Origin of the sequence: Xanthomonas sp. DAR33341 (assembly GCF_003992815.1) — a bacterium.
GTDB classification, from domain to species: domain Bacteria; phylum Pseudomonadota; class Gammaproteobacteria; order Xanthomonadales; family Xanthomonadaceae; genus Xanthomonas; species Xanthomonas cissicola.
Genome location: NZ_QEYV01000010.1, coordinates 48789 through 74593, shown reverse-complemented (window position 1 = coordinate 74593; position 25805 = coordinate 48789). Strand labels below are relative to the sequence as shown.

31 protein-coding genes are annotated in these 25805 nt (G+C 64.2%); 2 read left to right on the top strand and 29 right to left on the bottom strand.

Annotated features, from left to right (window positions below; genetic code table 11):
• Window positions 1-60 precede the first annotated feature (60 nt).
• The 3 genes from EO156_RS00845 to EO156_RS00835 all read right to left on the bottom strand — a co-directional run bounded on the left by EO156_RS00845 (window position 61) and on the right by EO156_RS00835 (window position 2780).
• The gene (locus EO156_RS00845) at window positions 61-1230 is read right to left on the bottom strand and encodes a Fic family protein (protein WP_003488925.1); all 1170 of its coding nucleotides are present in this window, start codon (window positions 1228-1230) and stop codon (window positions 61-63) included.
• Between the two features lie 111 nt (window positions 1231-1341).
• A complete protein-coding gene (locus tag EO156_RS00840; protein ID WP_005912222.1) occupies window positions 1342-2358 on the bottom strand; it encodes a 3-oxoacyl-ACP synthase III in 1017 nt (338 codons plus the stop codon).
• A gap of 101 nt (window positions 2359-2459) precedes the next feature.
• Window positions 2460-2780 (bottom strand): DUF4156 domain-containing protein, encoded by a 321-nt coding sequence (locus EO156_RS00835; RefSeq protein ID WP_003488921.1) that lies wholly within the window; start codon window positions 2778-2780, stop codon window positions 2460-2462.
• 386 nt (window positions 2781-3166) lie between these two features.
• Between EO156_RS00835 and EO156_RS00830 the strand changes: the two genes are divergently transcribed.
• A complete protein-coding gene (locus EO156_RS00830; protein ID WP_029827833.1) occupies window positions 3167-3628 on the top strand; it encodes a hypothetical protein in 462 nt (153 codons plus the stop codon).
• 26 nt (window positions 3629-3654) lie between these two features.
• Window positions 3655-4131 (top strand): tRNA (cytidine(34)-2'-O)-methyltransferase, encoded by a 477-nt coding sequence (locus EO156_RS00825; RefSeq protein ID WP_003488348.1) that lies wholly within the window; start codon window positions 3655-3657, stop codon window positions 4129-4131.
• Between the two features lie 348 nt (window positions 4132-4479).
• On the opposite strand, the gene EO156_RS00820 is transcribed toward EO156_RS00825, so the two are convergent.
• The 26 genes from EO156_RS00820 to EO156_RS00695 form a co-directional block, all read right to left on the bottom strand.
• Entirely contained in the window at window positions 4480-5709 is a 1230-nt protein-coding gene (locus EO156_RS00820; protein ID WP_016850613.1) for an MFS transporter, read from the bottom strand.
• Between the two features lie 92 nt (window positions 5710-5801).
• On the bottom strand, window positions 5802-6425 hold the full coding sequence (locus tag EO156_RS00815) for a hypothetical protein (protein WP_016850614.1): 624 nt from the start codon (window positions 6423-6425) through the stop codon (window positions 5802-5804).
• Window positions 6426-6527: 102 nt separating this feature from the next.
• Window positions 6528-7280: a hypothetical protein gene (locus EO156_RS00810; protein ID WP_029827832.1), complete on the bottom strand. Its 753-nt coding sequence runs from the start codon at window positions 7278-7280 to the stop codon at window positions 6528-6530.
• Window positions 7281-7470: 190 nt separating this feature from the next.
• Complete coding sequence (locus EO156_RS00805; RefSeq protein WP_016849537.1) at window positions 7471-8817, bottom strand: sigma-54 dependent transcriptional regulator; 1347 nt, start codon at window positions 8815-8817, stop codon at window positions 7471-7473.
• On the bottom strand, window positions 8802-10244 hold the full coding sequence (locus EO156_RS00800; RefSeq protein WP_016849538.1) for a HAMP domain-containing sensor histidine kinase: 1443 nt from the start codon (window positions 10242-10244) through the stop codon (window positions 8802-8804). Before EO156_RS00800 ends, EO156_RS00805 begins: the two co-directional genes overlap by 16 nt.
• A 49-nt stretch (window positions 10245-10293) precedes the next feature.
• The gene (gene poxB / locus EO156_RS00795) at window positions 10294-12003 is read right to left on the bottom strand and encodes a ubiquinone-dependent pyruvate dehydrogenase (protein ID WP_026006923.1); all 1710 of its coding nucleotides are present in this window, start codon (window positions 12001-12003) and stop codon (window positions 10294-10296) included.
• Window positions 12004-12231: 228 nt separating this feature from the next.
• Window positions 12232-12891 (bottom strand): sigma-70 family RNA polymerase sigma factor, encoded by a 660-nt coding sequence (locus EO156_RS00790; RefSeq protein WP_016849540.1) that lies wholly within the window; start codon window positions 12889-12891, stop codon window positions 12232-12234.
• 6 nt (window positions 12892-12897) lie between these two features.
• Window positions 12898-13602: a flagellar type III secretion system pore protein FliP gene (fliP, locus tag EO156_RS00785; protein WP_230578012.1), complete on the bottom strand. Its 705-nt coding sequence runs from the start codon at window positions 13600-13602 to the stop codon at window positions 12898-12900.
• Window positions 13603-13646: 44 nt separating this feature from the next.
• Window positions 13647-13970 carry a hypothetical protein gene (locus EO156_RS00780; RefSeq protein WP_003488368.1) on the bottom strand — a complete coding sequence of 108 codons (324 nt, stop codon included), beginning with the start codon at window positions 13968-13970 and terminating at the stop codon, window positions 13647-13649.
• Between the two features lie 8 nt (window positions 13971-13978).
• Window positions 13979-14233 (bottom strand): FliM/FliN family flagellar motor switch protein, encoded by a 255-nt coding sequence (locus EO156_RS00775; protein WP_046830722.1) that lies wholly within the window; start codon window positions 14231-14233, stop codon window positions 13979-13981.
• A gap of 27 nt (window positions 14234-14260) precedes the next feature.
• Window positions 14261-14950 (bottom strand): FliM/FliN family flagellar motor C-terminal domain-containing protein, encoded by a 690-nt coding sequence (locus EO156_RS00770; protein ID WP_230578005.1) that lies wholly within the window; start codon window positions 14948-14950, stop codon window positions 14261-14263.
• 54 nt (window positions 14951-15004) lie between these two features.
• Window positions 15005-16168: a flagellar hook-basal body complex protein gene (locus EO156_RS00765; protein ID WP_003488374.1), complete on the bottom strand. Its 1164-nt coding sequence runs from the start codon at window positions 16166-16168 to the stop codon at window positions 15005-15007.
• An 11-nt stretch (window positions 16169-16179) separates the two neighbouring features.
• Window positions 16180-16596 (bottom strand): flagellar hook capping FlgD N-terminal domain-containing protein, encoded by a 417-nt coding sequence (locus EO156_RS00760; protein WP_003488376.1) that lies wholly within the window; start codon window positions 16594-16596, stop codon window positions 16180-16182.
• Window positions 16586-17329: a hypothetical protein gene (locus EO156_RS00755; RefSeq protein ID WP_124632037.1), complete on the bottom strand. Its 744-nt coding sequence runs from the start codon at window positions 17327-17329 to the stop codon at window positions 16586-16588. The genes EO156_RS00760 and EO156_RS00755 overlap by 11 nt, the downstream gene beginning before the upstream one ends.
• A complete protein-coding gene (locus EO156_RS00750; protein ID WP_016849543.1) occupies window positions 17319-17780 on the bottom strand; it encodes a hypothetical protein in 462 nt (153 codons plus the stop codon). Before EO156_RS00750 ends, EO156_RS00755 begins: the two co-directional genes overlap by 11 nt.
• Window positions 17773-19098 (bottom strand): FliI/YscN family ATPase, encoded by a 1326-nt coding sequence (locus tag EO156_RS00745; RefSeq protein WP_016849544.1) that lies wholly within the window; start codon window positions 19096-19098, stop codon window positions 17773-17775. Before EO156_RS00745 ends, EO156_RS00750 begins: the two co-directional genes overlap by 8 nt.
• The gene (locus EO156_RS00740) at window positions 19098-19673 is read right to left on the bottom strand and encodes a FliH/SctL family protein (RefSeq protein ID WP_026006925.1); all 576 of its coding nucleotides are present in this window, start codon (window positions 19671-19673) and stop codon (window positions 19098-19100) included. Before EO156_RS00740 ends, EO156_RS00745 begins: the two co-directional genes overlap by 1 nt.
• Window positions 19674-19738: 65 nt before the next feature.
• Window positions 19739-20185, bottom strand: coding sequence for a hypothetical protein (locus EO156_RS00735; RefSeq protein WP_005932824.1), 447 nt, complete (start codon window positions 20183-20185; stop codon window positions 19739-19741).
• A gap of 4 nt (window positions 20186-20189) precedes the next feature.
• The gene (fliF, locus tag EO156_RS00730; RefSeq protein WP_230578006.1) at window positions 20190-21566 is read right to left on the bottom strand and encodes a flagellar basal-body MS-ring/collar protein FliF; all 1377 of its coding nucleotides are present in this window, start codon (window positions 21564-21566) and stop codon (window positions 20190-20192) included.
• Between the two features lie 10 nt (window positions 21567-21576).
• A complete protein-coding gene (gene fliE / locus EO156_RS00725) occupies window positions 21577-21873 on the bottom strand; it encodes a flagellar hook-basal body complex protein FliE (protein WP_016849718.1) in 297 nt (98 codons plus the stop codon).
• Entirely contained in the window at window positions 21873-22256 is a 384-nt protein-coding gene (locus EO156_RS00720) for a flagellar basal body rod C-terminal domain-containing protein (RefSeq protein ID WP_016849719.1), read from the bottom strand. The genes fliE and EO156_RS00720 overlap by 1 nt, the downstream gene beginning before the upstream one ends.
• The gene (locus EO156_RS00715) at window positions 22253-22630 is read right to left on the bottom strand and encodes a hypothetical protein (RefSeq protein WP_005932831.1); all 378 of its coding nucleotides are present in this window, start codon (window positions 22628-22630) and stop codon (window positions 22253-22255) included. Before EO156_RS00715 ends, EO156_RS00720 begins: the two co-directional genes overlap by 4 nt.
• 7 nt (window positions 22631-22637) lie before the next feature.
• Entirely contained in the window at window positions 22638-23753 is a 1116-nt protein-coding gene (locus EO156_RS00710; RefSeq protein WP_005932833.1) for a flagellar basal body P-ring protein FlgI, read from the bottom strand.
• Window positions 23750-24313, bottom strand: coding sequence for a flagellar basal body L-ring protein FlgH (locus EO156_RS00705; RefSeq protein WP_003488399.1), 564 nt, complete (start codon window positions 24311-24313; stop codon window positions 23750-23752). The genes EO156_RS00710 and EO156_RS00705 overlap by 4 nt, the downstream gene beginning before the upstream one ends.
• A 10-nt stretch (window positions 24314-24323) precedes the next feature.
• Complete coding sequence (locus EO156_RS00700) at window positions 24324-25031, bottom strand: flagella basal body P-ring formation protein FlgA (RefSeq protein ID WP_026006957.1); 708 nt, start codon at window positions 25029-25031, stop codon at window positions 24324-24326.
• Window positions 25031-25798 carry a flagellar hook-basal body protein gene (locus EO156_RS00695; RefSeq protein ID WP_016849721.1) on the bottom strand — a complete coding sequence of 256 codons (768 nt, stop codon included), beginning with the start codon at window positions 25796-25798 and terminating at the stop codon, window positions 25031-25033. The genes EO156_RS00700 and EO156_RS00695 overlap by 1 nt, the downstream gene beginning before the upstream one ends.
• Between the last annotated feature and the right edge of the window lie 7 nt (window positions 25799-25805).

The following is a 25805-nucleotide window of genomic DNA, read 5'->3' as shown; positions in this document are numbered from 1 at the left end:
CGCACCTCACCATCGCTGCAAGGTTGAACTGTTTGCAACAGTGGTGTGCGAGGAAATCGCTCACAGCGGTTGCGCGCCTTCGCTGAGGATGTCGAGATACGCCTGATAGGCAAAGATGCGATGCCGCTGCTGGCCTGTGAGTTCGTTGACGATGTCCAACTCTTGCAGCGTGCGTACCGCTGCGCGAATGGTCGGCACACTCAGCGACAGGTGCGGCGCAACCTGCGGTACCGCCAGCACCACACGCCGCGCGAATTGCTCAAACACCAAGCCCACATTGCCTGCTCGCTGGCCTAGCGCTGCGATGCGTGCACGATCGCGCGCCAACAGCGCCAGCAACCGCTGTGCAGTATCGACAGCTTGCTGGGCGGTTTCGGCCACGCCGTCCAGAAAGAAACCCAGCCACCCTTCCCAGTCGCCATTGAGCCGGACTGCGTTGAGGCGGTCATAGTAATCGGCGCGGCGCCGCTTGAAATACAGGCTGAGGTACAGGCTCGGCTCTCGCAGCACACCTTCGCTACACAGAATCAGGGTAATCAGGAGCCGTCCCAGCCTTCCGTTGCCATCGCTGAAAGGATGGATGGTCTCGAACTGCACGTGCGCAAGGGCAGCTTTCACCAACGAGGGCATCTGGCCCTGCGACGCATGCAGAAACTGTTCGAGTGCCGCTAGCGTATCGGGCAGTGCATCTGGCGGTGGCGGAACGAAATGGGCGAGTGCGGGCGATGCCCCTCCTACCCATACCTGACTGCGACGGAACTCGCCGGGCTGCTTGCTGGCGCCGCGGCCACCCTGCAGCAGCAACGCATGCATTTCGCGGATCAACCGCAGCGATAGCGGAAAATCGTCCTCTCGCAGGCGACGCAGACCATGATTGAGGGCAGCAACGTAGTTGGAGACTTCCTCAACATCGTCGATGGGGACGCCCGGTGCCGCGTCCATTTCGAACAACAGCAAATCCGAAAGTGACGATTGCGTCCCCTCGATCTGGGATGACAGCAAGGCTTCCTTGCGCACGTACTGATAGAGGAAAAGCTCCGGGTCCGGCAGCATCAGCGTGATGCCATCCAATCGCCCCAATGCCTGATCGGCAAGCTCCTTGCGCGCAACCAACGCAACCAGGGAGAAGTCCAATGCCGGCTCCGGCGGCAGTGGGCTGGGCACGAACGCTTGATAGCGGCTGCCGGCAAGGGCTCCGGCAACATAATGCCCAGTCGTGCGATGCGGCATCTTCTTTCCTTACAGGCAGCAATGGTTCTTGCAAGGAAACTTAGATAGCACTTTTTTTCTTAAGCGGCGAGGTTGCACGGCATGCAGCAAGGCATGCCGTGCAACCACGCATCACCAAACCACTTCCGCCATCGAGCAATTCAAGCCCGAGCCGATGCCCAGCAGCGCGATGCGGTCGCCCTTCTTCAGGCGGCCCAGCTCCTTGAGCTTGCTCAACACGATCGGCACCGAGGCCGGACCGATGTTTCCGTGCTCGCCGAAGATGGTCATGACCTTGGCCGGGTCGATGCCGAACGACTTCACGAAGGCGGCGGTGTGGGGGCGGCTGACCTGATGGATGACGAACTGGTCCAGCTCGTCCACCGCCCAACCCAGCACCTGGCGCGCGGCCATGAAGGTCTTCTGGGCCAACTTGATGCCTTCGATCAACAGCAAGCGGGTATCGGTGACCATGCGGTCCAGGTTGCCCCGGCATAGCTTGTTCCACTCGGTGGCCGAGCGGGTCACGCCGCCCTTGTAGCGCGGGGCGTCGGGCACCAGCTCGGTACGCGCCATGACCATGGCTGCTGCACCGCACCCCAGGGTCAGCGCGGCAAGTTCGTTGCGGAACTCCTCCTCGGTGACGTCCGGCGAGGTCATGCGCTCGAGGGTCTTTTCGTACACCAGGTTGGCAGTTTCGCCATCCACGACCAAGGCATAGTCGATCTCGCCGCGCTCGAGCATGCGCGCGGCGATGTCCATGCCATTGATGAAGGCGAGGCAGGCGTTGGCCACGTCGAAGGTAACGCAGTGGTCGCCCACGCCCAGGTTGCCGGACACGATGGACGCCGTGGACGGCTCCAGGTAGTCGCGACTCACCGAGGTGTTGACCAGCAGGCCGATCTTCTCGATGCCGATACCGGCGTCGATCAGCGCCTTGCGCGCGGCCTGGGTGGCGGCGTCCGAGGCCTGGACATCCTGGTCCCACAAGCGCCGTGCATGGATACCGGCAACGTCGCCCAACACGTCGGTCTTGATCCCGAGGCGGTCGTAGGTCGGTTGCAGGCGTTCGTTGATTTCCTTGGAAGTCAGCGTGTGCGGCGCATCAACATGCGCCAGTCCCGCGATGGAGACATTCTGGAAGAGCATCGAAGTAGCGCCATGGCGTCAGGCGAGGGGGCGCTAGTCTAGCCGCTGGCTGGTTTTACCGCATCTTTACATTTGAAACGCCTGCGCCCCAGCCCAACGGTTCAGCGCGGCGGGCAGCGGAAGGCGTTGAAACGCTGGCTGCCGTCGGCCGGCTGGCCTTGCGCCTGCACCGCATTGGCGTTGGCGCCGGGGGCCTCGTTGCGCGCCAGCGTTTCCAGCTCTTCCTGCACGCGCAGCGGGTTGCGGTTGTAGAAGCCGACCTTGCTCTTGACCGTCACCACCACTTCGCCCTGCTGCTGACACCCCGCTGGCACAGGGCCTGCGGGCAGCACCCGCACGCTTTTGCCGCTTTGTTCGATCGGCACCCAGGTGCACGCCGCAGTGGAGGTGGCAACCAGAACAGACAGCATCAGCACGCGCATAAGTCATCACACCTGTGGGGAAAGCCGGATTGTGCCGCAGTTGCCTGCTGGCGATCCGGTGCGCGGTAGCACACGCAATCCACCCATTCAGCGCGCCGAACCGCCTTGCCTTGAGCGCGGGTACCCGTTCGAGCGCGATGTCCGCCGCCGTGCAACGCGTCCGGGTGTCCGGACGCGGACACCTCTACCCGTCTGAAAACCCTTCAAAAACAATGATCTTTAGTTGGCACACCGTTTGCTCTGCTTTATTTCGCAACCACGGGCCGCACCTGGAACTGACTTTTCGCTGAACAAAATCAAAAGTCATGCAAAAGTCCTTGTGCATACCGAAACGGTGTACTACCTTACTACCACACCACTGCCTAACAACACCAAGAGACCTCGCCATGAAGACCCAGACCCTGCGCATCGCCCTCTCCACCGCCCTGTTCGCTGGCGCCACCTTGGCCGGCTTTGCCCAGGCCACCAACCTGACCACCGTGGAGACCGTGCAGGTTCGCCCGGCCGCCGACCAGCTCGCCCAGCAGACACTGGAACGCGACAGCGGCATCCACACCCTGGCCGCCGTGCAGGTGCGCCCCTCGGCCGAGCAATTGGCCGCCCTGGCCTCCGAACAGGCCGGCCCGCGCATCGTCACCTTGGCGGCGGTGCAGGTGCGCCCTTCGGCCGAGCAGCGTGCCGACCTGGTGGTACGCAGCGCCGCCGCCAGCGCGCAGAGCGCCTCCAGCCAGGCAGCTGGCGCCATCGGTGCACTGATGGGGCAGGTCATCGTGAACCTGCCGACGCCGCAACTGCAGCCCTCGCCGGCCGAACTGGAAGCGCTGGTCAACGCCGCCATCAGCCTTTAAGCGCACGCGCAGCTACACTTGCGCGCATGTCAGCACCTGTCCTCGATGTCATCCTGTTTCAGCCCGAAATTCCGCCCAATACGGGCAATGTGATTCGCTTGTGCGCCAATACCGGCGCGCGCCTGCACCTGATCGAGCCGCTCGGCTTCGACCTCAGCGACAAGCAGCTCAAGCGCGCCGGCCTGGACTACCACGAATACGCACCATTGCAGGTGCACGCCGACCTGCCCAGCGCACTGGCCGCGATCGCGCCCAAGCGCGTATTCGCACTGAGCACCCGCAGTACGGTGCGCTACGACACACCGCAGTTCGCCGATGGCGATGCGTTTTTGTTCGGTCCGGAAACCCGCGGCCTACCGGCCGAGGTGCTGGAGTCGATTCCGCCGCAGCACCGGCTACGTCTGCCGATGCGCCCGGACAACCGCAGCCTCAATCTGTCCAACACCGTTGCGGTGATGGTGTTCGAAGCCTGGCGGCAATGGAATTTCGCTGGCGGCCAGTAGCACGCAATAGCCGGAACTGTGCGCAACGACATGCGCCTACCTGCCCGCTGCCAGGCCGCATTGCCACATGCGCGGTGAGATCCTGGCTGTCGCACCTGATATCTCGCCAAGACGCCTCATCGGTGTCGGCTGTCATCGTTCGACGGCGATAGACACTGCATCGATCCGGATTAACGAAGCGATGCTGCGCGCCGCGTCATCTGCGCGTATGCCGGGCCTCCTGGCCGACAGGACACGCCCCGGATCAGATCGCACTTGCTCACCCTCGCCGGCGCAGTGCGGTCGATACCGCGCAAGCCGCAACGGCCAGCGATCGGTAGCCACCTTCGTGCGCGCACTGCGCATCGGTCACAGCATTGTCTCGGCCTGCACGGAGGCCCCTGCCTGCAACATGCCGCGACAGCCGGCCCACAAGGCCACCGCCAGCAGCGCGATCGCACCCAAGGTCAGAAACGCGATGCGATAACCGAAGGCATGCGCCAACCAGCCACCGAACGCCGGACTCAGTGCCGCACCGACGCCCTGCACCGTCATCACCGCGCCCTGGCCGACATTGACGCGCCCGGTGCCTTGCAACAAGCGTGCGACCAGCGCCGGCACCACCACGCTTTGCAGGCCGGCGCCGAGCCCATCGAGGATCTGCACCGGAAACACGCCCCAGCCATGGATCACCGATGCCGCCACCAAGGCACGCAACGGCAGGGCCATGAACGCCACCAGCAGCACCCACCAGTGCCCGTGCACACGGATCCAGCGCATCGCCAGCAGCGCGACCACCACCATCGTGGCCTGTGCCACCACGATGGTGGTGGCCGTCAACGCACTCGGGTCGCCGGCATGCGCCGCCACGATCGCCATGCCGTACAGCGGCAGCATCGCCGCATTGCCCAGATGGAACAGCCCCAGCGTCACCGCCAGCAGCGCCAACGGGCGGCACGTCAGCAGCACGCGCCACCCACTCAGCGCATCGCCACCGTCGTTGCTCGCAAGACCGCGTGCTGCGCGGTGGTCGATGGCCGCAGCCGGAATCGCCAGCACGGCCACCAGCGCCAGGGCGCCGAAAAATGCGGTCAGCAGGAACACTGCGGCAAAGCCATAACGCCATCCCAACCAGCCAGCCAGCACCGCGGCCAGCACGTTGCCGGCATGGTTGGCCACCTGGTTGCGCGCCAGTTGATGGTCGAAACCGCGCGCGTGCACCAGCCCCAGGGTAATGCCCGTCAATGCCGGGCCGATGCCGGCCGCCGCCAACGCCGAGGCGATCTGTGCGGCGACCACGCCGGAAGAGGTGGGCTGCAGCCAGATCAAGGCGGTGGCCAGCAGGATCGCCAGGCAACCGATCACCACCACGGCGCGTTTGCGCCGGGTGGCATCGACCAGCGCACCGGCCGGTGTGGTGGCGAGCATGCCGGCGATGCCGCCCACGCTCATCACCGTGCCGATCGCCGCCACCGACCAGCCTTTGGATTGCAGGAACACGCTGAGGAACGGCCCCAGCCCGTCCTGCACATCGGCCACGCTGAAATGCAGTGCTTCCAGCGCGCGCGTGCCACGGGGCCTGGTCCTGGTCATCGGCATGGCAATGCTCCACTGCGAGCGCGCACGAAGGCGCACGTGGCAGACCAGGGGGCAAGCATCTCAGTGGCGCGCGGTGGCCGCATGTCCGGCTCCTAGTGTTTGGGCTTGGGCTTGGGTTTGTGCGCGGGCCCGTGCGGCGGATGCTCGATCTGCTTCAGCGTCGCCGCCTTGCCACCCAAGGCATGGGCATGGATCAGTACACCGTGCGGCGTGGCCTTGGTCTCGCCTTCGGCCACCAGTGGCTTGCCGACCACCAGCTGTTTGGCGAAGTCGCCACCGGCATGCGGCGGAAACCGCACCGTGACCGCATCGTCCAGCAGCACGCCATGCACCTGCCCGTGCGGACCATGCAGCAACCGGGTGATGGTGCCGCTGTGCTGGGCCACTTCCGGCTTGGGCGGTTTGCCGGGTGGCTTGGGCTTGGGCTTGGGCTTGGCATGCGGCCCATGCGGGCCTTCATCGAGGATGCGCTTGCCACCTTCCGGATCGATTGCCAACGCCACCAACATCTCCACGTCGCGCGGCTTGAGGCCACGCACGGTGAGCGCGCTGCCCGGCTTGAGCGCCTTCAGCAGCGCCTCGGACAGATGCGGCGGGGTGTGCACTTCGGTGCCATCGGTGAGCAGCAGGCCGTCGATATCGGCCTTGGGGTTGAGCAGGAAACGCGCCAGGGTGCCGCGGGTGGCGGGGAGGAAATCAGGGTCGACCCAATGCATGGTGTTACTCCGAAAAAGGACCGGCATTGCCGGTCAAGCCGCTGGCCACGCGGCTGCGTGACCAGCGGAGGAAACCAACGAACAAGACAGGGGTGGTACGACTCAACGGCCGGCCGGCGGGACTGGAGTGCCCGGCGGGGGCGGCGGCAGCGGGCCGTCCGGACGCGGCGCGGTGAACAGCGCGCGCAGCGAGGAGCGATCACGCCCCAACTGGGTCGCCTCGATCGCACGGCCGTCCGGGGTGGCCACACCCAGGCCGCTGGCGCTCAGCGGTGCCCCCGCGCGCAGCAGGTCGGCAAACTGCAGCGCCAGATGCGGCGGCATCCGCACCACCGTGCCATCGCTGACCAGCGCACCATTGATCTCGCCGGCAGGCCCATAGACCAGGCGCTGGATCGTGCCATCGGACTGCAACGGGGTCAGCTGGCCGGGGGTCGGCGGCGGTGGCGGGGCCGCGCCGAAGGTCGGCGGGCGGTCGACCACCTCGCGGCCGCTACGGCCGGAGCGGATCGAACTGACCTGCAGCACTGGCAGATTGCCCAGGCGGAAGCCCTTCACGACGACACTGTCGCCGGCACGGACGGCCGCCTTCACCTCGCTGGACAGATGCGGCGGAAACCCGACCTGGGTGCCGTCGCGCAGCCACAGTCCGTCGACGTCGCCATTGGGATTGAGCAGGAAGCGCTCGACGGTACCGCTCACGCTCACCGGTGTGGCGGCGACCGGGGTCGGCGGGGCCGGCGGACCGCCGATCGGGCCATTGGGAGCCGGCGGCGGCGGCGGGGCGGCCACTTGTGCGGCGGCGGCGCCGATGGTGCAGGCCAGGGCAATTGCAAGAACAGTCTGACGCATCATGGGGATGTCTCCTGCGCGGCGGGAAGGGGCCGCGTACCAGAGGCAAAGCAGCAATCGTGCCAATTGATAAGTAATTGTTTTTAAATGACTTTCATTGGCCGACAGCCGAAGAGAGACGTCTGTATTTCATCCACCCTGTCCGGTTTGGGGACAGCTGTCGCGCAATCTGCATTCGACGCGTGCGCGCGTGTCACAAGCCGTATTCCTCCAGCTTGCGATAGAGCAATTGCCGGTGGATCCCCAACCGGCGCGCGGCCTCTGCCCGATTGCCCTGGCTCTGTTCCAGCGCCGACTGGATCATCCGTTTTTCCAGCTGCGCCACCGCTTCGGGCAGGGTGCCGGTCAACGCCGATGCACCATTTGGCGGCGCCTCGCCAGCCTCGCCCAGCGCTTCCTCCAGATCCGCCGCATCGATGCTGGCGCCACGCACCAACACCTGGCTGCGCTGCATGACGTTGCGCAATTCGCGCACATTGCCAGGCCAGCGGTGCGCGAGCAGGCGCTCCTGCGCGGCCGGCGACAGGCTCTGCGCACGCGCTGCATTGGCGCTCAGGAAGTGCTGCGCCAGCAACAGGATGTCCTGGCCACGCTCGCGCAATGGCGGCAGTTCGATCGGCACCACATTGAGGCGGTAACGCAGATCGCTACGAAAGCGCCCGTCGGCCACGCAGGCCGCCAGGTCGCGATGGGTGGCGGCCAGCACCCGCACATCCACCTTCTGCGGGCCGCTGCCACCCAATGGCGTCACCTCGCCTTCCTGCAGGAAACGCAGCAGCTTGGCCTGCATCGGCAATGGCATGTCGCCGATTTCGTCCAGAAACAACGTGCCGCCATCGGCTTCGCGAATCAGCCCGCGTCGGTCGCTGCTGGCGCCGGAAAACGCACCCTTGCGATGGCCGAACAGCTCGCTCTCCATCAACTCCAGCGGAATGGCCGCGCAGTTGACTGCAACGAATGGCGCACTGGCGCGCGGGCTGGCGCGATGCAGCGCGCGTGCCGCCAATTCTTTGCCGGTGCCGGTTTCCCCGGTGATCAGCACCGGCAGATCAGAGGCGGCCGCCAAGCCGATGCGCTTGTGCACGGTGCGCATCGCCGGGCTGTGGCCAACCAGTGCATCGTCGTCCTCGACCGGCGCAGACAACGCGTCTGTCGCTGCAGCCTGCGCATCGGCGCGACTGAGCAGTGCGCGCTCCACCACCTCCACGATGTCGGCACGACCAACCGGCTTGACCAGATGATCGAAGGCGCCCAGCGTCATCGCCTCGATCGTGTTGCCGCTGGACACATGGGCGGTCAGCATCACCAGCGGCACCTGACGCGCCTGCGCATCGTCCAGGCGCGCGCGCAGCACCGCGATGCCATCCATGCCCGGCATGCGGAAATCCACAAACGCCATGTCGATGCCGCCTTCGCTCAACCGGGCCAGCCCGTCCGGCCCATTCTCGGCGGCGACCGCCGTATGCCCGAGCGAGCGCAAGGTGGCCTGCAAGGTGGTGCGAAACGCCGCATCGTCGTCGATGATCAGGATGCGCGCCATGGCAACTCCAGAATGAAATGGGTCAGCCCGTCGGCATGTGCGTAGCGCGCGTGTCCGCCATGCGCGCGCGCGATCTCGCGCACCAGCGCCAGCCCCAGGCCATTGCCGTCGGCGCGGCCACTGACGAACGGTTCGAACAAGTGTGCAGCGATCGGTTCTGCGATCGGCGCGCCACGGTTGCAGACCTGAAGTTGCAACATGCCCTCCACTGCTGCCGCTTGCAGCGTAACCTCGCTGCCTGGATCGGCGTGCTGCGCGGCATTGCGCAGCAGGTTGTGCACCGCGCGCCCCAGTTGCTGCGGATCCAGGGCCCAGCGCAACGGCGCAGCCGGCAGCAGCACGCGGGGCGGCGGCGTGCCGGGCGGTAACGGACCGTGCTCCAGCAGCGTCGCCAGCCAGTCCTGCACCACCACCGTCTCCAGCTGCAGACGGATCGGCTGCACCATGCCGAGCAGGCTCTCGACCACACCATCCAGGCGACGAATCTGCCCCAGCATCAACTCGCCATGCGCAGCATCGTCCGGCGTCGCATCGCCGCGCGCGATCTCGTTTTCCAGCGCCAACCGCATCGTGGCAATCGGGTTGCGGATTTCATGCGCCACAGTGGCCGTCATACGCCCGAGTGCGGCAAGCCGTTCGTGCCGCGACAGCTCGTCGGCCAGCCGGCGTGTCTGCGCCAGCGCCTGCGCGTTGCGCTGCGCATAGTCGTTGACCGCCGCGCCCAGCCGGTCCAGTTCCGGCGTCCCGGTCGGCGGAATGTGCGGCGTCTCGGTGTCGGCGGCCAGCGCTTGCTGGATACGCTGCAGGCGCTGGCTCCAGCGCCGCACCAGCACGCCCAGCGCAATGGCCGATATCGCCACCATTGCGAAGATCAGCAGCATGCCGACGACCAGGGGCCGCCACGCGTCGGCCTTGCTGGCCGGCACCCGCGTCATCGTCCATGCCGCGCTGCCGGATGCCAACGGACAGGCGCTGATCAGCAGTACCTCGCGGCGACCGTCGCGACGGTATTGCGCCGCTTGCTTTGTCGTCACGCTCTGCTGCGCCGCGTTGACGATGTTGGCCCACTCAGCGGCGGGAATATCGGTCTTGTGGTCGCTGCCGTCGTAGGTCGGGTACGCGTAGGCAACAAAGCCCTTGTGCAGGTCCCAGACACCGCCTTCGACACCTGGTGCATCGGCCAGCACCAGCTGCACCACCACCGCTGCCAGGCCCGCGCCATCGTCGCCGCGACGCGCTGCCTCGCTTGCCCCGGCATAGCGTTGCACGATGCGCGCGCATTGCCCGCCCAATTGCTGGCGCGCCTCCTCCAGCCGCACTCCCTCGGTCTGCCGATACAGGCCGTACAACATCGTGGCCACGCCCACACAGGCGGCCACGATCACCATCCAGATCAGCAACAGTTGCCGGAGCAGCGAACGGGGCATGGACGAAGCGGCCTGAAGAGGACAGCCAGTGTGCGTGAGTGCAACTGAATTAACGCAGGTTGGTCTTTACCAACGCGATGACCTCATCGCCACGCCCGCTCATCACTGCCTTGAGCAGATACAGGCCCATCCCCTTGGCCTGTTCGAGCTTGATCGCCGGCGGCACCGCCAGCTCCTGCGTGGCGACCCGCACATCCACCAGCGCCGGACCCGAATGCGCGAAGGCTTGGCGCAATGCACGCTCCAGTTGCGACGACTCATCGACACGAATGCCCAGGATGCCCATCGCGTTGCTCATCGCCGCGAAATCCGGATTGCGCAGCTCGGTACCGGTATCCAGATAACCGGCGGCCTTCATCTCCATCGCCACGAATCCCAGCGAGGCGTTGTTGAACACCACCACCTTCACCGGCAGATGCAATTGCGCCAGCGAAATGAAATCGCCCATCAGCATCGCAAAACCGCCATCGCCCGATAGCGAAATGACTTGCCGACCAGGAAATGCTGCTTGTGCGCCAAGCGCCTGCGGCATCGCGTTGGCCATCGAGCCGTGATTGAACGACCCCAGCAAGCGGCGCTTGCCGTTCATGCGCAGGTAGCGGGCGGCCCACACCGTGGGCGTGCCGACATCGCAGGTGAACACTGCATCCTGATCGGCAATCTGGCTGATCAGCCGGGTCACGAACTGCGGGTGCAGTGGCTGCCCGGGATCTGCCGGCACCGCCAGATCGTCCAGCCCTTCGCGCGCCTTGCGGTAGTGCGCAAGCGACTTTTCCAGGAAGCCACGTTCTTCGCGGCGCTGCAGCTGCGGCAGCAACGCTGCGATGGTTTCGCCCACATCGGCGGCAATGCCCAGCTGCAACGGCGTGCGCCGACCGAGCGCGCTCGGGTCGCGATCCACCTGCACGATGGTCGCGTCCTTTGGGTAGAACTGCCGGTACGGAAAATCCGTGCCGAGCATGAGCAAGGTGTCGCAATTGAGCATCGCGTGATAACCGGAACTGAAACCGATCAGGCCGGTCATGCCGACATCGAACGGGTTGTCCCACTCCACGTATTCCTTGCCGCGCAGCGCATGCACCACCGGCGCACCCAACGTGTCGGCCAACGCCACGACTGCGTCATGCGCGCCGGCGCAGCCACTGCCGCACAACAGCGTCACCGCCTTGCTCTGCTGCAGCAGCTCGGCCAATTGCCGCACATCCTCGGCGGCAGGCAGCACCCGCGGCTGACGCAGCGCCGGCCACGCACTGGAGACATGTTTGTCGACCTCCAGCAACGCGATATCGCCGGGAATCACCACCACCGCCACGCCTTGCTGCAGGATGGCCGTGCGCATCGCCCGATGCAGCACTTCCGGCAGCTGCGCCGGGTTGGTCACCATCTCCACGAAGTGACTGCACTCGCGAAACAGCTCTTGCGGGTGGGTCTCCTGAAAGTAGCTGAGCCCGATCTCGGACGATGGGATATGCGCGGCAATCGCAAGTACCGGCTGGCGGCTGCGATGGCAATCGAACAGCCCGTTGATCAGGTGCAGATTGCCCGGCCCGCAACTGCCCGCACACACCGCCAGCTGGCCGGTCACCGCCGCCTCGGCACCTGCGGCGAATGCGGCCACCTCTTCGTGCCGCACATGCATCCACTCGATGGTCTGCATCTCGCGCAAGGCATCGGTCAAGCCGTTGAGGCTGTCGCCGGTGACGCCCCAGATCCGCTCGACCCCGGCGCTCTGCAGCGTCTCGGCCAGAAAGCGCGCCAACGTTCTCTTCTTCGCCACGATGCAGCTCCACGCCAACATTGATTGCGTAGCTTGACAGCGTGGATGTATGTCCAGTGTCTAGTAACTGCAGGCGAACGGTTCCGGACTGTATGTCGCGGACAACTCCTTCGCATACCGGCCGGTCTACAGCCCCTGGCCGACGGTCAGGATCGATGCCCTAACCCAGACACGCAGTGCCAGCCACCCAGGACACGCTCGGGGCGGTTGCTACAGAAAGTCGCCTCTCTGGAAACATCTCTCGTTCAGTTGCGTGCGCAGGATGCCGAGCCCTTGCGAATGCAACTGGGAGACTCTTCCCTTGGTCACGCCTAGCTCACCTGCGATCTGAACGAACGGTTTGTGCAGGTAGTAGTGGGATATGAAGATCTCCCGCGTCCGTGGTGCCAGCTGCAACATCGCCTGCGCAAGAATACCGCGCGCCTGTTCCTCTGCCAGATGCCGCCCAGGCCATGCATCAGTGGCATGTTCGACCAGATGCTGGGTGGCGATCTCCAGAATCGAGCCGATGAAGCTCTCCAATCCACCGATGTCGTCGGCAACGACATCGATGGCGTCCTCGACCGGACTGGAACGCTTTTGTTGGCGGACGCCATTGAATACAGCACCCCGCACACGGCGTTTTGCGTACAAAGTGAACGGGATCGCACGTGATGGGTCATACCTGGTCATCGCCTCCAGCATCCCGACATGCGCATTCTGCAGGTGATCGGCCCAATCCAGGTCGCCGCGACCAATACGCCGATAAACATCCGCGGCAACCAACTTGGCCCAGGGCGAATACTCCGTCACCAGAAAATCCCTGGCCTGCAGATCGTGGTCAGCCTTGAATCGTCTCCAAAGCTCGGCGACAAGTGCCTCCCCGTCCATCGCAGCTCAGGACCAGATGCTGCCCAGCAGCGTCCTGGACACGAGCACCCATCCGTCGATCAAAATGAACAGCAAGAGCTTGAGCGGCAGGCTGACGGTTGCCGGGGGCAGCATGATGATGCCGAGCGCCATCAGCACCGCCGAGACCACCAGGTCGATCATCAGAAACGGAAGGAAGATCACGAACCCCATCTGAAACGCAGTCTTCAGTTCGCTCAAGATGAAAGCGGCCGCCAGATGGGTGAAGCGGATGTCCTCTACCGTCCTGGGTGGCGCTGCGCGTGCCATTTCGGTAACCGCCAACAGATCGGACTCGCGCGTCTGGCGGACCATGAAGTCGCGTAGCGCCGGCGTTGCCCGCGATACCGCCTCTGTCGCAGTGATCTGGTTCGCCAGATAAGGTGAAACCGCATCGCGCTGAACCTTGTCCAGCACAGGTCCCATCGAAAACAGGGTGAGGAGCATCGCCAAGGTGATCAGCACGCTATTGGGCGGCGTCTGTGGGATGCCCAGCGCATGTCGCAGCAAGGCCAGGACAACGATGATGCGGGTGAAGCATGTCATCCCGATCACGATGACCGGGATGAACGAGAGCATCGTCATCAGCACGAAGACGCGCAACGTGGACGAAAACTCCTGCTTGCCTGCAGCGTTCATCAGCTCACCCAGCGGATCTGCGCAAGCAGTGGTGGCGACGACCAACAAGCCCACTGCGGCAAGTCCAGCCAGCAAACGGCGACCGGCGTGCAGGCGCGTCACGTGGAGGCTCCTGCCGTCGGACCCAGGCGTTGCAGACTGATCTGGCCCCTGGATTCGGCAACCACGATCCTTTCGCCCTCGATTTCCAGCAAATGCACGACCGTGTGGCGGCTTACTCGGTATTCCGAGCGTTTTACGATGGCGCCAGCCGCAACGGCTCCCTGCGCCCCACCTTGCCAACGCGCGATCACGCCTTTCTTCTTGAGCCACACCAACACGGCGATCAATACCGCCAGCAAGACGGTCGTCCAGATGAGAACAGGGCTGAGCGATGCTGCGCTCAGTACCGTATCGCTGCGGTAGGGAATGGCAGACGGCATGTTCGTGCTCAGAGCAGTTCCTGGATGCGCACGCCCAACTTGTCGCCGACCGCCATCAGTTCCCCTCTGGCGACCGCCTTGCCGTTGAGCATGAGAGTGACCAGCGCCTCGCAGGACTCTTCCAGCGAAACGACGTCGCTCTGCTTGAGTGCCATGATCTGGTCGACGCTCATCTCCACCTGTCCGACATGCGCTACGAGCTTCGCCTTGACGTGAGCGAAAATCGAAAGGTCGCGCGTCACGGTGGTCGTTTCCATTTTCATCTTCATCTCCTCGATCTGATTCGTTGGTCAATGCACTTCAAGCGCGCGCTGGCCGTCCGCGACCACCAGCCGTGCAGCAGCCAGAACATGGGTGCCGCTCATGAGCTGGACTGGGGCATGGGCATCGGTTTCGACGACCAGGACCTCTCCCACGCGCAACGTGGAAAACTCGCCAAGTTCCACTTCGCCCAGGATCAATTGAGCATGTAGCGCCACGGATTGACTGCGCAACGCCTCACTGCGTGCCGTCAGCACAGGCGGCTGCAGTGGCTCGACGCTCTCATCCTGCGCTGCACACCACACCGCATCGGCCATCAATTCGACCTGGAAGTCGCCCCACTGCACGCGGGCACAAAGCGCGCCGTGTCTCGAAAGGAATCGGAGTGGATCGACAGGATGCGTCGGCGTGGAAGCCTCTACTGGGCTCTTTTCGGCCAGCGTAGTCAACAGCGCATGCAATGCCTGCTCACCCACATTTCCGCACAAACTTACGTCGGCGGCGCCAGCAAGACCCATCATCACCGCACCGAGTGCTGACGCCGTTCCCCTGCACAGACGAAGCCCGAATAGACCGCCAGCGCGCGTCGTCACCATCTGGTAGTGCACGACATCCGGAACATCTTCGGTCACGGCGAGTTCAACCCGAGCACCAACCTCGACCTGCCCATCCGAAGCCGACCATTCTCCAAGCCATGCACCGAAGCGCACCTGCAACATGCCGCACAGCGCCTGTGCGCTGGCAGGACGTATCCAACCAAGGCGTCTCATCGATCAGCCGCCCCGTGTGCTGTTGTAGAGCTGTTCGATCATCTCGTTGCTGACCGTCATCACACGCGAGCTGGCCTGATACCCGCGTTGGATGATTAGCATGTCTGCAAATTCCTGGGTAAGATCGATATTGGACATTTCCAGGCTGCCGCCCTGGATGCTTCCAAACACGCTGGATCCGGCACGCCCGAGCTCGCTGCGCTGGCTGTCCACGTCCGACAGCATGCGCCCGCTGGACAGTTCCAGGGTGCTCTCGCTCTGGAACGCCGCCAACGCCAGTTGCGCGCCCTGGCGTTTCTCCGTCGAGCTGTAGGTGACCTGCAGCACGCCCTTGCTGTCGAACGCCAGCGCATTGATGCCTAGCACCGGGCTCCCGTCTTCCACCGTGGCGGTCAGGCTATCGGTCAGACCGGACAGGCTGGTGGTTCCGGTAAACGTACCTGGCGTACCGAAGCCAAGTGCGACCTTCTGGGTGCTGGAACCCACCGAGAGGGTGACCTCGAGATTGCCCGAGCCCGTTTCCAGCATCCCGCTGGTACTGAAACGCAAATCGCCGCTACCGACCTGTGCGCCAGATTCATCGGTCACGGTGACACGGTAGGTACGACCGGATCCAACCGATGCCACCGGCGCGCTGGTGGTGACCTTGAGGGTATGGACCGAGCCCGCCGCGTCATAGACCTTGATATCGGCTGCCGAACTGCCGGTGGACGTGGGCGACAGGTTGCCGCTCAATCGCACACTTGTCGTGGGTTTTGCATCCAGTGTGCGCAGGCCGTCCAGGTTCAGCTGCGATAGTTGTCCATTGCTGCTGATCGACATCACGTCATAGCGACTGACGCTGTCCACCAGGACGCCACGGTCATCGATAATGAATTGGCCCGCGCGCGTGTAATGCAGTCCGCCACTGGAGTCGCGCAGGACGAAATAGCCGGCACCGTCGACCGCGACGTCCGTCGCATTGCCGGTCTGCCGCAGATCCCCTGCTGTGGTGCGCAAGCCGGAGCCGACGATGCGTGTGCCATGTTCGCCAGCCAGATTCTCGAAGAACGCGTCGCTTCCCCGAAAGCCGGGGGTGTTCATGTTTGCAACGTTGTTACTCACCGTATCCAGGCTCTTGGAAAAGCTGAAAAGTCCGGAGAGCGAGTTGTAGAGTGCCTGAAACATGCGTCGCCTCCTTACTGCTGGACCAGTGTGATCTGTGGAAGACGGATGCCCGTGAGAACGCCCGCACTGGTTTCGACCGTCAATAGCGGACCGGAGGCGCTGAACTCGATCGCCTTGACCACACCCGTTGCGGTGTTGCCACTTGCCTGGGTGACTTCAATCCTGCGGCTCAGCAGACTGAGTCCCTGGCTGGTGGCATTCATGCTCAGCGCCCCTTCGGAATTGAGGCTGAGCTGGCGCGATTGCTCCAGATTGCTGAACTGTGCAAGCTGCGCCAGGAACTCGCGGTTATCCACCGGTTCCAATGGATCCTGAAACTGTAGCTGCGACAGGAATAGCTTGATGAAGCCGTCCTGGTCGATGGTGTTGTTCGATTGCGCACTTGAACTGCCGTTGTTCACGATCGCACCGATCGAATCAATCGCCATTGTTGACTCCTTGAGTATTGGAAGAGCGCTGCCAAACGAGCGCACCATTGAGCATGATCCGGTCAGGCTGACCTTGCCCGGAGTGCAAGAGCGCAATGAGCAGGGCAGGAATCTGAGTGGCAGAAAGTCGGTAGTCGCGTATCCACCAGGTGGCGCGCCCCTGCGCATCGGAGATCTGTCTCATCGCGCGCGTCATCCACTCTGCCAACGCACCGATACTGCTCGCCGAGGACGCACGTGACGACGCGTTGGCATCTGCTGCGGTATATGCGGTCGAGGTAACCGGCAAGCCTGCGCCGGCTATCTGCGACCCCAACGCAAATGACGCCGGATGAGTGGACTGTTGCAGGTTCGGTGCTTGCAGGCCCGACCCGGCCAGTACCGACGGCCACGCGTTGACATCGAGTGTAGCAACGCTTGGCGCCACCGCATCCTGACCATGACTGCGATGATCTACATACGACATCAGATACGTCGCCGTTGACATCCACTCGAACACGATCGAATCCAGTATCAGGCTCTGGTCGACGGTGTTTGACGCGCGCGTGGTCGACACGGTTCTGGCATGCACCATCTGCTCGGAACTTGCGTTAGACGAACTGCCTGCTTCGCGCTCGGATGAGAGCCAACGTTCGAACGCCACGGCGTCATTCGATGGGCCCTGCTCGCGCAGCTCGCCGTGGGGCCGCGGCGGAACCGCAGCAGGTGGGGGCGTTGCAGACTCAATGGCCATGGCACGCCCTCCTTGCAAGCCAGAGTTCAGCAGAGGTGTCGGATTCGGCGCGTTCCCGCTCGTGCAGTGTCTGCTCGGACAGGCGTCGATGGCGTTCGTCGACAGCCCGCTCCTGTGCCGAGGCACCACGATGAGCGGCTCGGTCGATGTCCACACTGGCGTCGCAGACATCCGCCTCTAACGAGGCCTGGATATGTTCTGCATGCACGGCAGCCTCGACCTGCAGCGCGACCTGATAAGTATCCAGCTGCAGTAGGCCATTGGCTGCTCGCTGCTTCCAGTCAGTGACCGCGTGAACGCGCTGTTGGCTGGCTTGCTCAAGCGCATGCGCTCTGCGGCTTTCGCGCAGCGTGCCCTGCAGCACCAGCGACGCCTTGCGCGTCTGCAAATCGCGTACACGCGCAAGCACGGCAAGTCGTTGCAGTTGTCGACGCGCGTCATCGTCAGCCATGCGCTTCCTCCAGCGGTAGCGCGCGCTGCAAGGTCTGCAGGGTTTGCACCCGCGTCATTGGGGGGAGCCCGGCCTGCTTGAGAACCGCCTCTACCTGCGGCCAGGCTTCCAATGCCTGGTCCAGCGCGGGATTCGCTCCGGATTGATAAGCGCCCAGTTCCACCAGATCGCGGGAATCCTCAAGAATGGCCAGCACGCGCCGTACGCGCGCCGCCACGTCCACATCGCCGCGCGTGGCAAGTTGGGTAAGCAGGCGACTGACGCTGGCAAGTACATTGATGGCCGGATACTGCCCTTTGGACGCCAGCCTGCGATCCAGCACGATATGCCCGTCCAGAATGGCGCGCATATGATCGGTGATGGGCTCGTTGAGGTCGTCGCCTTCCACCAGCACGCTATAGATCGCAGTGATTGCGCCACCCTGGAAGTTCCCGCAGCGCTCGGCAATCCGTGGCAACCATGCAAACACCGACGGCGTATAGCCACGGAAGGTTGGGGGCTCGCCGCTGGCCAGACCAATCTCGCGCTGCGCCATGGCGAACCGGGTCATCGAATCCACCACCAGCAACACCGATTTACCCTGGTCCCTGAAGAACTCTGCAACCGCGTGCGCTGCGTGCACTGCATGGGTGCGTACCAATGCCGGCTGGTCTGCAGTGGCGGCCATCACCACGCAGCGCTTCATCGTCTCCGACCCGAGCGTATGGCGAACAAAATCGCCAACCTCGCGACCACGCTCGCCGACCAGTGCAAGCACGATCACGTCGGCTTTCACATGCCTCACGAACATTCCCAGCAAGGTGCTCTTGCCCACACCGCTGCCTGCAAAAATGCCAACGCGCTGCCCCTTGCCCAAGGTCAGTAAGCCATCCACCGCATGGACGCCGGTTTCGAGAATCTCGGTGATGTCACGCCGCTCCAGTGGATTGGGCGGCGCTGCATGCAGCGGGTAGCGTCGATCGAGAACGCACGCCCCCAGTGCGTCGAGCGGGCGACTGAATGCATCGACGACTCGCCCGAGCAAGGCATGGCCGACCGGTACGTCCAGTGACCGTGTCGTGGTCTCCACTCTTGCCCCTGGCGCGAGACCGGCGATCTCGCCGTACGGCATGAGCAGCAACTTGCCGTCCCGAAGTCCCACCACCTGCGCATCCACGCGCCGGTCGTCTGCCGCCATAACAACTTCACAGAGATCCCCGACGCGCGCGTCAGGTCCATCGGCTTCGATCACCAGCCCATTGAACGCACAGACGCGCCCGTAGCGACGCACGTAGCGCGCTGTCTGGATGGCTGTGGTCAGATGCTGGCTCAGGCTCATCAGTCCGGCACTGCGGTATAGGTGGACAAGCCGTCCAGCAAGGCGGCCTGCAGCGCCGTCAGGCGCACATCCAGCCCGAACTCGGTTCTGCCCGCGCGCGTTTCCAGGATGCACTGCCCGGGCCGCAGCGCCAGATCGCAGTGGACCGGCAGGGCGGCCAGATTGGCGCAGAGCGAGAGGTCCTGCTCCGATACATGCAGCGCCACCGCTTCATGACCGGCATCCCGCACTGCCCGATGGCACAACTCCGTCAGCAGCGACCCCTTTGCGTACGCGGCCCCAACAACGTGGGTGACGGCGTGAAACGCCACCTCCACGGCAACCTCGCGACTGCGTTGTGCCTGCTGCTCGATGACCTGCGCCAATCCGGCAATCAGGGTTTGCATCTGCACGCGTACGCGCTCGGTCGCCTCGTGCGCGGCGTGGGCCTGGGCCTGCAAGGAGGCCGTCACCTTTTCCAACTCGCGTTGCGCCAGCGTTGCGGCCTCCTCGTGCGCGCGCGCCAGACCTTCCTGATATCCCTTTGCACGTGCGTCTTCCAGCACCAAGTGCTCTTGCGCGACGGCGGACGCCATATCGTCCGATGCAGGCTCTGCAGGCGCATACCAGGGACGGCAGTCCGACGTGACGGCAAGACGCTTCATGGCACTGCCCGCATGGATGGATGTGCAGCTGTGACCTGGCCGTGTGCCGCGTTGCGCACGGCAGCCGCTAGCGCTGGCGGCAGTGGCCGGGCCGTCGCAAGCTCGGCGCGAACGTCCCTGGCCGTCGCAGGCGCTAGCGCGGCAAGGATGAAAGACGGGTCCGCCGATGTCGCTGCCATGACCACGCGACTCAAGGTGGCCGCACCCAATGTGCCGGACAGCTGCACGATCTGCTCCAGACCCACCTCGGTGTCGGAGTGCGCGATCGACAACCTCGACACCTGCAGCGCCGACTCCACCAGCGCTAGATCGTCCCAGCCATGACGACGGACGACTGCGATCTGCTCACGCAACTGTGCCGCCATGGCTGCCGGCAACGATGCCAGCAACCGCCGACGCTCGCCGGAGCGCATGACGCTGGCAAGCAGCGCAGACTTGCGCATGCACTCAGCCTCGCTCATGCGCAGGCCCCAGCAGCCAGGTTCGAATCTGTTGCGCTGCCTGTTCGCTCTGCTCCCTGCTCAGGCGCTTGTTGCGCGCACGCGTCACTGCCCTGCCTATCGATAGACCGGTGATCAGGCCAAGCGCTAGGGCGACCAGCAACCAGATCAACAGGCTTGCTGGCCGGGTCGACACGATGCCATCACCAGCAACCGGGCGATCGGGAGTGGGTGCAGCCACGGCCGGTTGCACCGTCTGTCGGCTGGGTAACGCAGCGGCTCCCACGCCGATCTCGACAACATCGCCGCGCGCGGCATCGCCACCGATTGCCGCCATTACCAGACGCTGCAGATGCTGCCGTTCCACCTCGGTCAACGGCTGGCGTAATGCAATCGCAACGCTGATCCGCTCGACGCGTCCGGTAGCACGCGTGATCTCCTGCTTCTCGGTGCCGTGTGCGTACTCGACCTGCTCGTTCAAGACCGCCCCGCTGCCGGCGTCGGTCGCGCGATCCGAGCTGGAGCTGCGACGCACCAGCGTCCCGTGATCCTGGCCTGGCGCCACCAGCGTGCGCTCGCTGGTGGTGCGTACCTTGTCGAAGTTCAGTGCGACATTGACCGAAATCGATGCGCCCGCAGTGGACGGCTGCGCCTCAAGAATCTTGCGGATATCACGTTCGTAACCGGCTCCCAGATCGCGTGCCAGATCGCCCTGTACTCCGCCGGCGGCCTCGTTGGCGCCTGCCGCCAGTTGCATGCCGCTCGGCCCCACCACCACCACGGCCTCAGGCGCCAGTCCGTCCACGGCCGAGGCAACCAGATCGCGAATTCCGCTGACCTGCTTTGCTGTCAGCGCGGCACCGGGCACAAGTGACACGGCCACCGATGCCTTTGACTGGCTGTCTTCGGCCAGAAACACCCCGGGGCGGCGAATCGAAAGGTGTACGCGCACCGATTCGACACCGGGAATCGTAGCGATGGTGCGCTCGATTTCACCCTGTAGCGCACGTTGATAATTGATGCGCTGGGCGAACTCGGTGACACCGAACTCGTTGGTATCGAACAGCTCGAATCCGACATGCCCCCCTTTCGGAACACCGGCAGACACCAGGCGCATCCGCAATGGATGCACCTGCGCCTGTTCCACCAGGATGCCGCTGCCGTCTGCGGTATAGCTGTGGGGAACCTTCCATTCATCCAGCGCTGCAGAAACCTCGGCAGCATCGGCTTGCTTCAATTCACCGAAGAGCAGCGCCTGGCGCGGCGCCAGCGCCCACCAGATCGTGGCTGCCGTCAGCAGCAGCAAGATGCCAACGGCAGCCAGCAGTCCAACCCTGCGGGCAGGGGTCAATGCCGAGTAAGTCGTTTTGAGAGAGGAAAGCACGTCAGTGTCCTTACAGTTGCATCCGCGAGAGTTCCTGATACCCCTCGACCAGCTTGTTACGGACCTCGGACAGCAACGTCAGGTGCATGCGCGCCTCTTCCAGCGAGATCATCAGATCGTGCGGCGCCACTTCTTGGCCTGCGGCCATTGCACGCATCTGCTGATCCGCCGTCTGGATGGCGCTGTCTGCACCGGAGATGCCACGTGCGACCACATCCGCGAAGTTCACGCCTTCGGTGGCGGCAGCCGGTGCGCCGAGTGTTTCCACCTGCGCAGGCCCAATCGCTCCAATTGCTTCGATCGCCATCACTTGGCTCCAATCTCAAACGCACGCAACACCATGCTGCGCAGTACGTTGAACGAGCGCACATTCGCCTCGTAGCCACGACTGGCTGTCATCAGGCTGGTCATCTCGCTCACCATGTCCACTGCCGGGTAGTGCACCTGCCCGTGCGCGTCGGCCATCGGGTTCTTCGGATCCAGAACCGTGCGCGTTCCAAGACTGCGCGCCGCGTCCATGCCATCGCCCAGGCCCACCGTCTCGGCGAACGAAGCGGTAGCCGGGACAGCCAGCTGGCGGGGATCGATCGGCTGATTGGCGACCGCAATATGCCGCCCGGCCAGGCCCATGCGTAGCCGCTCGTTCTGCATGCCTGCCCGGCTTGCGTCCAGAATCGCATCGATGCTCATGCGCCGCTCCGTCCGGTCACCGCCAGGCGCATCAGACCGAAATGTCGGCTCAGCGACTCGGTCAATGCCTGGTAATTGAGACCAGCAGACACCGACTCGGCGACCAAGTCGTCCAGGCTGGCGCGCTCGCGGTCGTAACGTTGGTCCACAATCGCCAGCGTGGGCGAATCCGGGTTGCCCAGCAATGCGGCAACATCGTCAGGGCTGGCGCCGGCAGCGGCATTGAGAACACGATCGGTACGGCTGTGGTCGATCACGAACACCGGCGCGTCGGGACTCGATGCATTGGCGATATTCCAGCTGGTGACTTCGGCCTTGAGCTTGTTGAGGCTAAGAGCCATGCGCACGGCGTCGACGGTGAGATCTTGTGACATGGGTGACCTACTGAATGATCAGGTCGCCATCCAGGGCGCCTGCGGATTTGACGGATTGCAGGACCGCGATGACATCGCGGGTGGTCAGCTTGGCGGTACGCAACGCGGAAATGAGGTCAGCCACAGTGGCACCTTCTGCGACCGACACAAGCGGTGCGATCGGCTCCTCGGTGCTGATGGTGCTCTCCGGGACCAGCACGCTGCGCACCCCGGCGCCCGGACGCACCAACAGCCCATCCGGTTGCGAGACGCTGTACCGCGTGGAGATCTCCACGCGAAGGTCGCCATGGGAAATGCTTACCTGCCCCAGGCGGATATTGCTTCCGGCCACGACCGTGCCGGTGCGTTCGTTGATGATCACTCGTGCCGGCCGCTCACGCGCCACCCGTACATTTTCGATCTGCGAGATGCGCGCCACCCGGCTAGGATTGTCTCGGTAATGAACGACGACCTTGCCGGCATGCTCGGCCTCTGCGGTGACGCCCGGCAAGCTGGCACTCACTGCCTGCGCGATGCGATTGGCGGTGGTGAAGTCCGCTTCGTCCAGCAGGATGCTCAAGGTCCCCGGCTCACCGGCGACATCCAGCGCGGCTGCACGCTCGACGGTGGCGCCGGAAGGAATCCAACCGACCGTGGGATGATTTTTCTGCACCGATGCGGTGATCGCCTCGAACTGATAACCGCCGACCGAGATCGCCCCCTGTGCGATGGCGTAGACCTTGCCATCGGGCCCGCTCAAGGGTGCCAGCATCAAGGTCCCGCCGGTGAGGCTGCGAGCATCGCCCGCGGAGGCAACCTGCACATCGAGCGGCTGGCCAGGCTCGGCGAACGCCGGCAGTTTGGCCGTGACCAGCACGGCTGCGACATTGCGACTGGACAGGTCGCCCAGTTCGACGCTGACACCGAAGTTGCGCAGCGTATTGCCGACTGATTGTACGGTCGCGCGATTGCGCGCCGAGTCACCGGTCCCGGAAAGACCGAACACCAACCCATAGCCGGTCAGCGGATTCTCGCGCACACCCGCGATGCGTGCGATGTCCTTGATTCTGACATCGGAGACCGGGGCGGCATGCGCAGATGCAGCCGACAGCGTAAGCAGGAGCACCAGCAAACGCAGGTTCATAGCACCCTCAGCCACTTGAGCAGCCGGTAGGCCACGCTTTGACGTTGCGACTCGGCAACCACACCCTTGCCGTTGAACTCCACACGCGCATTGGCGAGCCGATGCGACCACACGGTGTTATCGGCGAGGATGTCGTCCGGCCGCACGATGCCGCTCAGCGTGATGCGCTGATCTTCCTTGTTGATCAACAGCGACTGCTCGCCTTCGACCACCAGCGATCCATCATTCAGCACCTCCTTGACCTGTACGGACAATTGCGTACGCAACTCACCCACCCGCGACGTTTCCGCGCTGCCCTTGGTGGCACCGGACAGACCGGCGTCGAAGCTGCCGCGATAGGCATTGTTGCCTGCGGTGCCACTCAGGCGAACATCGGAACCGGCATCGGTGGCCGCACCGGAGCGCGCTCTGGCCGCTTCCAATACGTTCACCGTCAACACATCGCCCACGCGGTAAGCGCGTCGGTCGGCAGCGATGCCGCGATACGTGTTCGGGTTGATGAGGCTTTCCTGTGCCAAGGCGCATTGGCTTGACGTCGCCGACAGCAGCGCAGCGAGCATGAGCGTGTCTCTAGTGTTCAATGGACACCTCACCACTGGCGACCACACGTGCCTGTACAGGCGTGCGTGCGCCCTGGGGCAGGACGGCAATCGCCTCACCGGGTTGTCCATCGGCCGCCGCGATCGCCGGCAACTGCAGTTCGACCGCACCACGGCGAATGCGCAGGGTCACCGGATCGCGTCGCGCGATCGCAGGGGCGGCAGCGAAATCGTGCGTCTGCACCAGATCGCCTGCCCGCACCGCGTGCTTCAAGCGGGCCGCCGCTGGCGCCTTGCCTGGCGCCGCCAGCTCGTCGACGGCAAGTACACCGGCCACGTCCATGCGCTTAGTCACGACGACCACCTGCTCGCCCGGTGTGCCATTGGCAAATGCATGTGCATAGGTCGGCCGCTCCAGCCACCATTGCACGGTAAACCAGACCATCCTGGTCTGTGTCGGCACGCCATCGAGCAGAATCTGGACGGGTACGCCCACACGCTTGCGGGGCCAGGTTCCATCGATCGGCCCGGCCTGCAGCGTCAACCGTGCGGTGACCGTTTCCGTGTCCAATTGCGAGGCCGGCAGCGCGGACGCGGTCAGAATCACCTCGCCCGGCAACGTACTGGACAACGCCTCAAGCGAGGCGCGCGCTGTCGCGATCAGTCGATCGGGCGAGACGTTGTTCGCCTGCGCGCTGGCACAGGCCATCAACAACCACAAGGCAAGCACCCTAGTCATCAGCGGCGCAGGTTGTTGATGGTTTCGAGGATCTGGTCGGAGGCTTGCAGCACCCGCGCGTTGAGCTGATACGCCCGTTGTGCCAGCACCAGTCCGGTCATCTCATCGATCATGTCGACGTTGGCCGCTTCCAGATAGCCCTGCTGCACTTTCCCTGACCCACTGCTGCCTGCGGCCAACGGAATCGCTTCGCCGGAACGGGCCGCCGCCTGAAACACGTTCTCTCCGCGCGACTCCAGGCCCTCGGTAGACACGAAGCTGACCAGATCGATGCTGCCCAGAACCGAACGCTCTTCGCTGCCATCGAGCTTGGCGCTCACTTCGCCAGCCGAAGAGATCAGCACATCCGCAGAACCCTGCGGCATCTGGATTCCTGCCGACAGACGCATGCCGTTGGAGATGGCCAGGTAACCTTCGGCATCGACATGAAAACGACCCGAGCGTGTGTAGAACCGATCGCCATTGGCATTCTCGATCTCAAAGAAACCATCGCCATCGATGGCCAGATCCAACGGGTTACGCGTGGGCTGCAGTGCGCCGGCACCGAACTCCAGCGAGGTGGAGCTCACACGAATGCCACCGCCATGCACGTTGCCGGCCTGTCCGATACCCTGGCCGGGCAGAGGCGCATTGGCGATCTCGGCAAAGTTGACGCGTCCGCGCTTGAAGCCCGGCGTCTGCATGTTGGCGACGTTGTTGGAGATCACGTCGATCTGCTGCTGCTGACCGCGCAGGCCGGTGGATGAGATGTAAAGAGCGTCGATCATCAGGGCA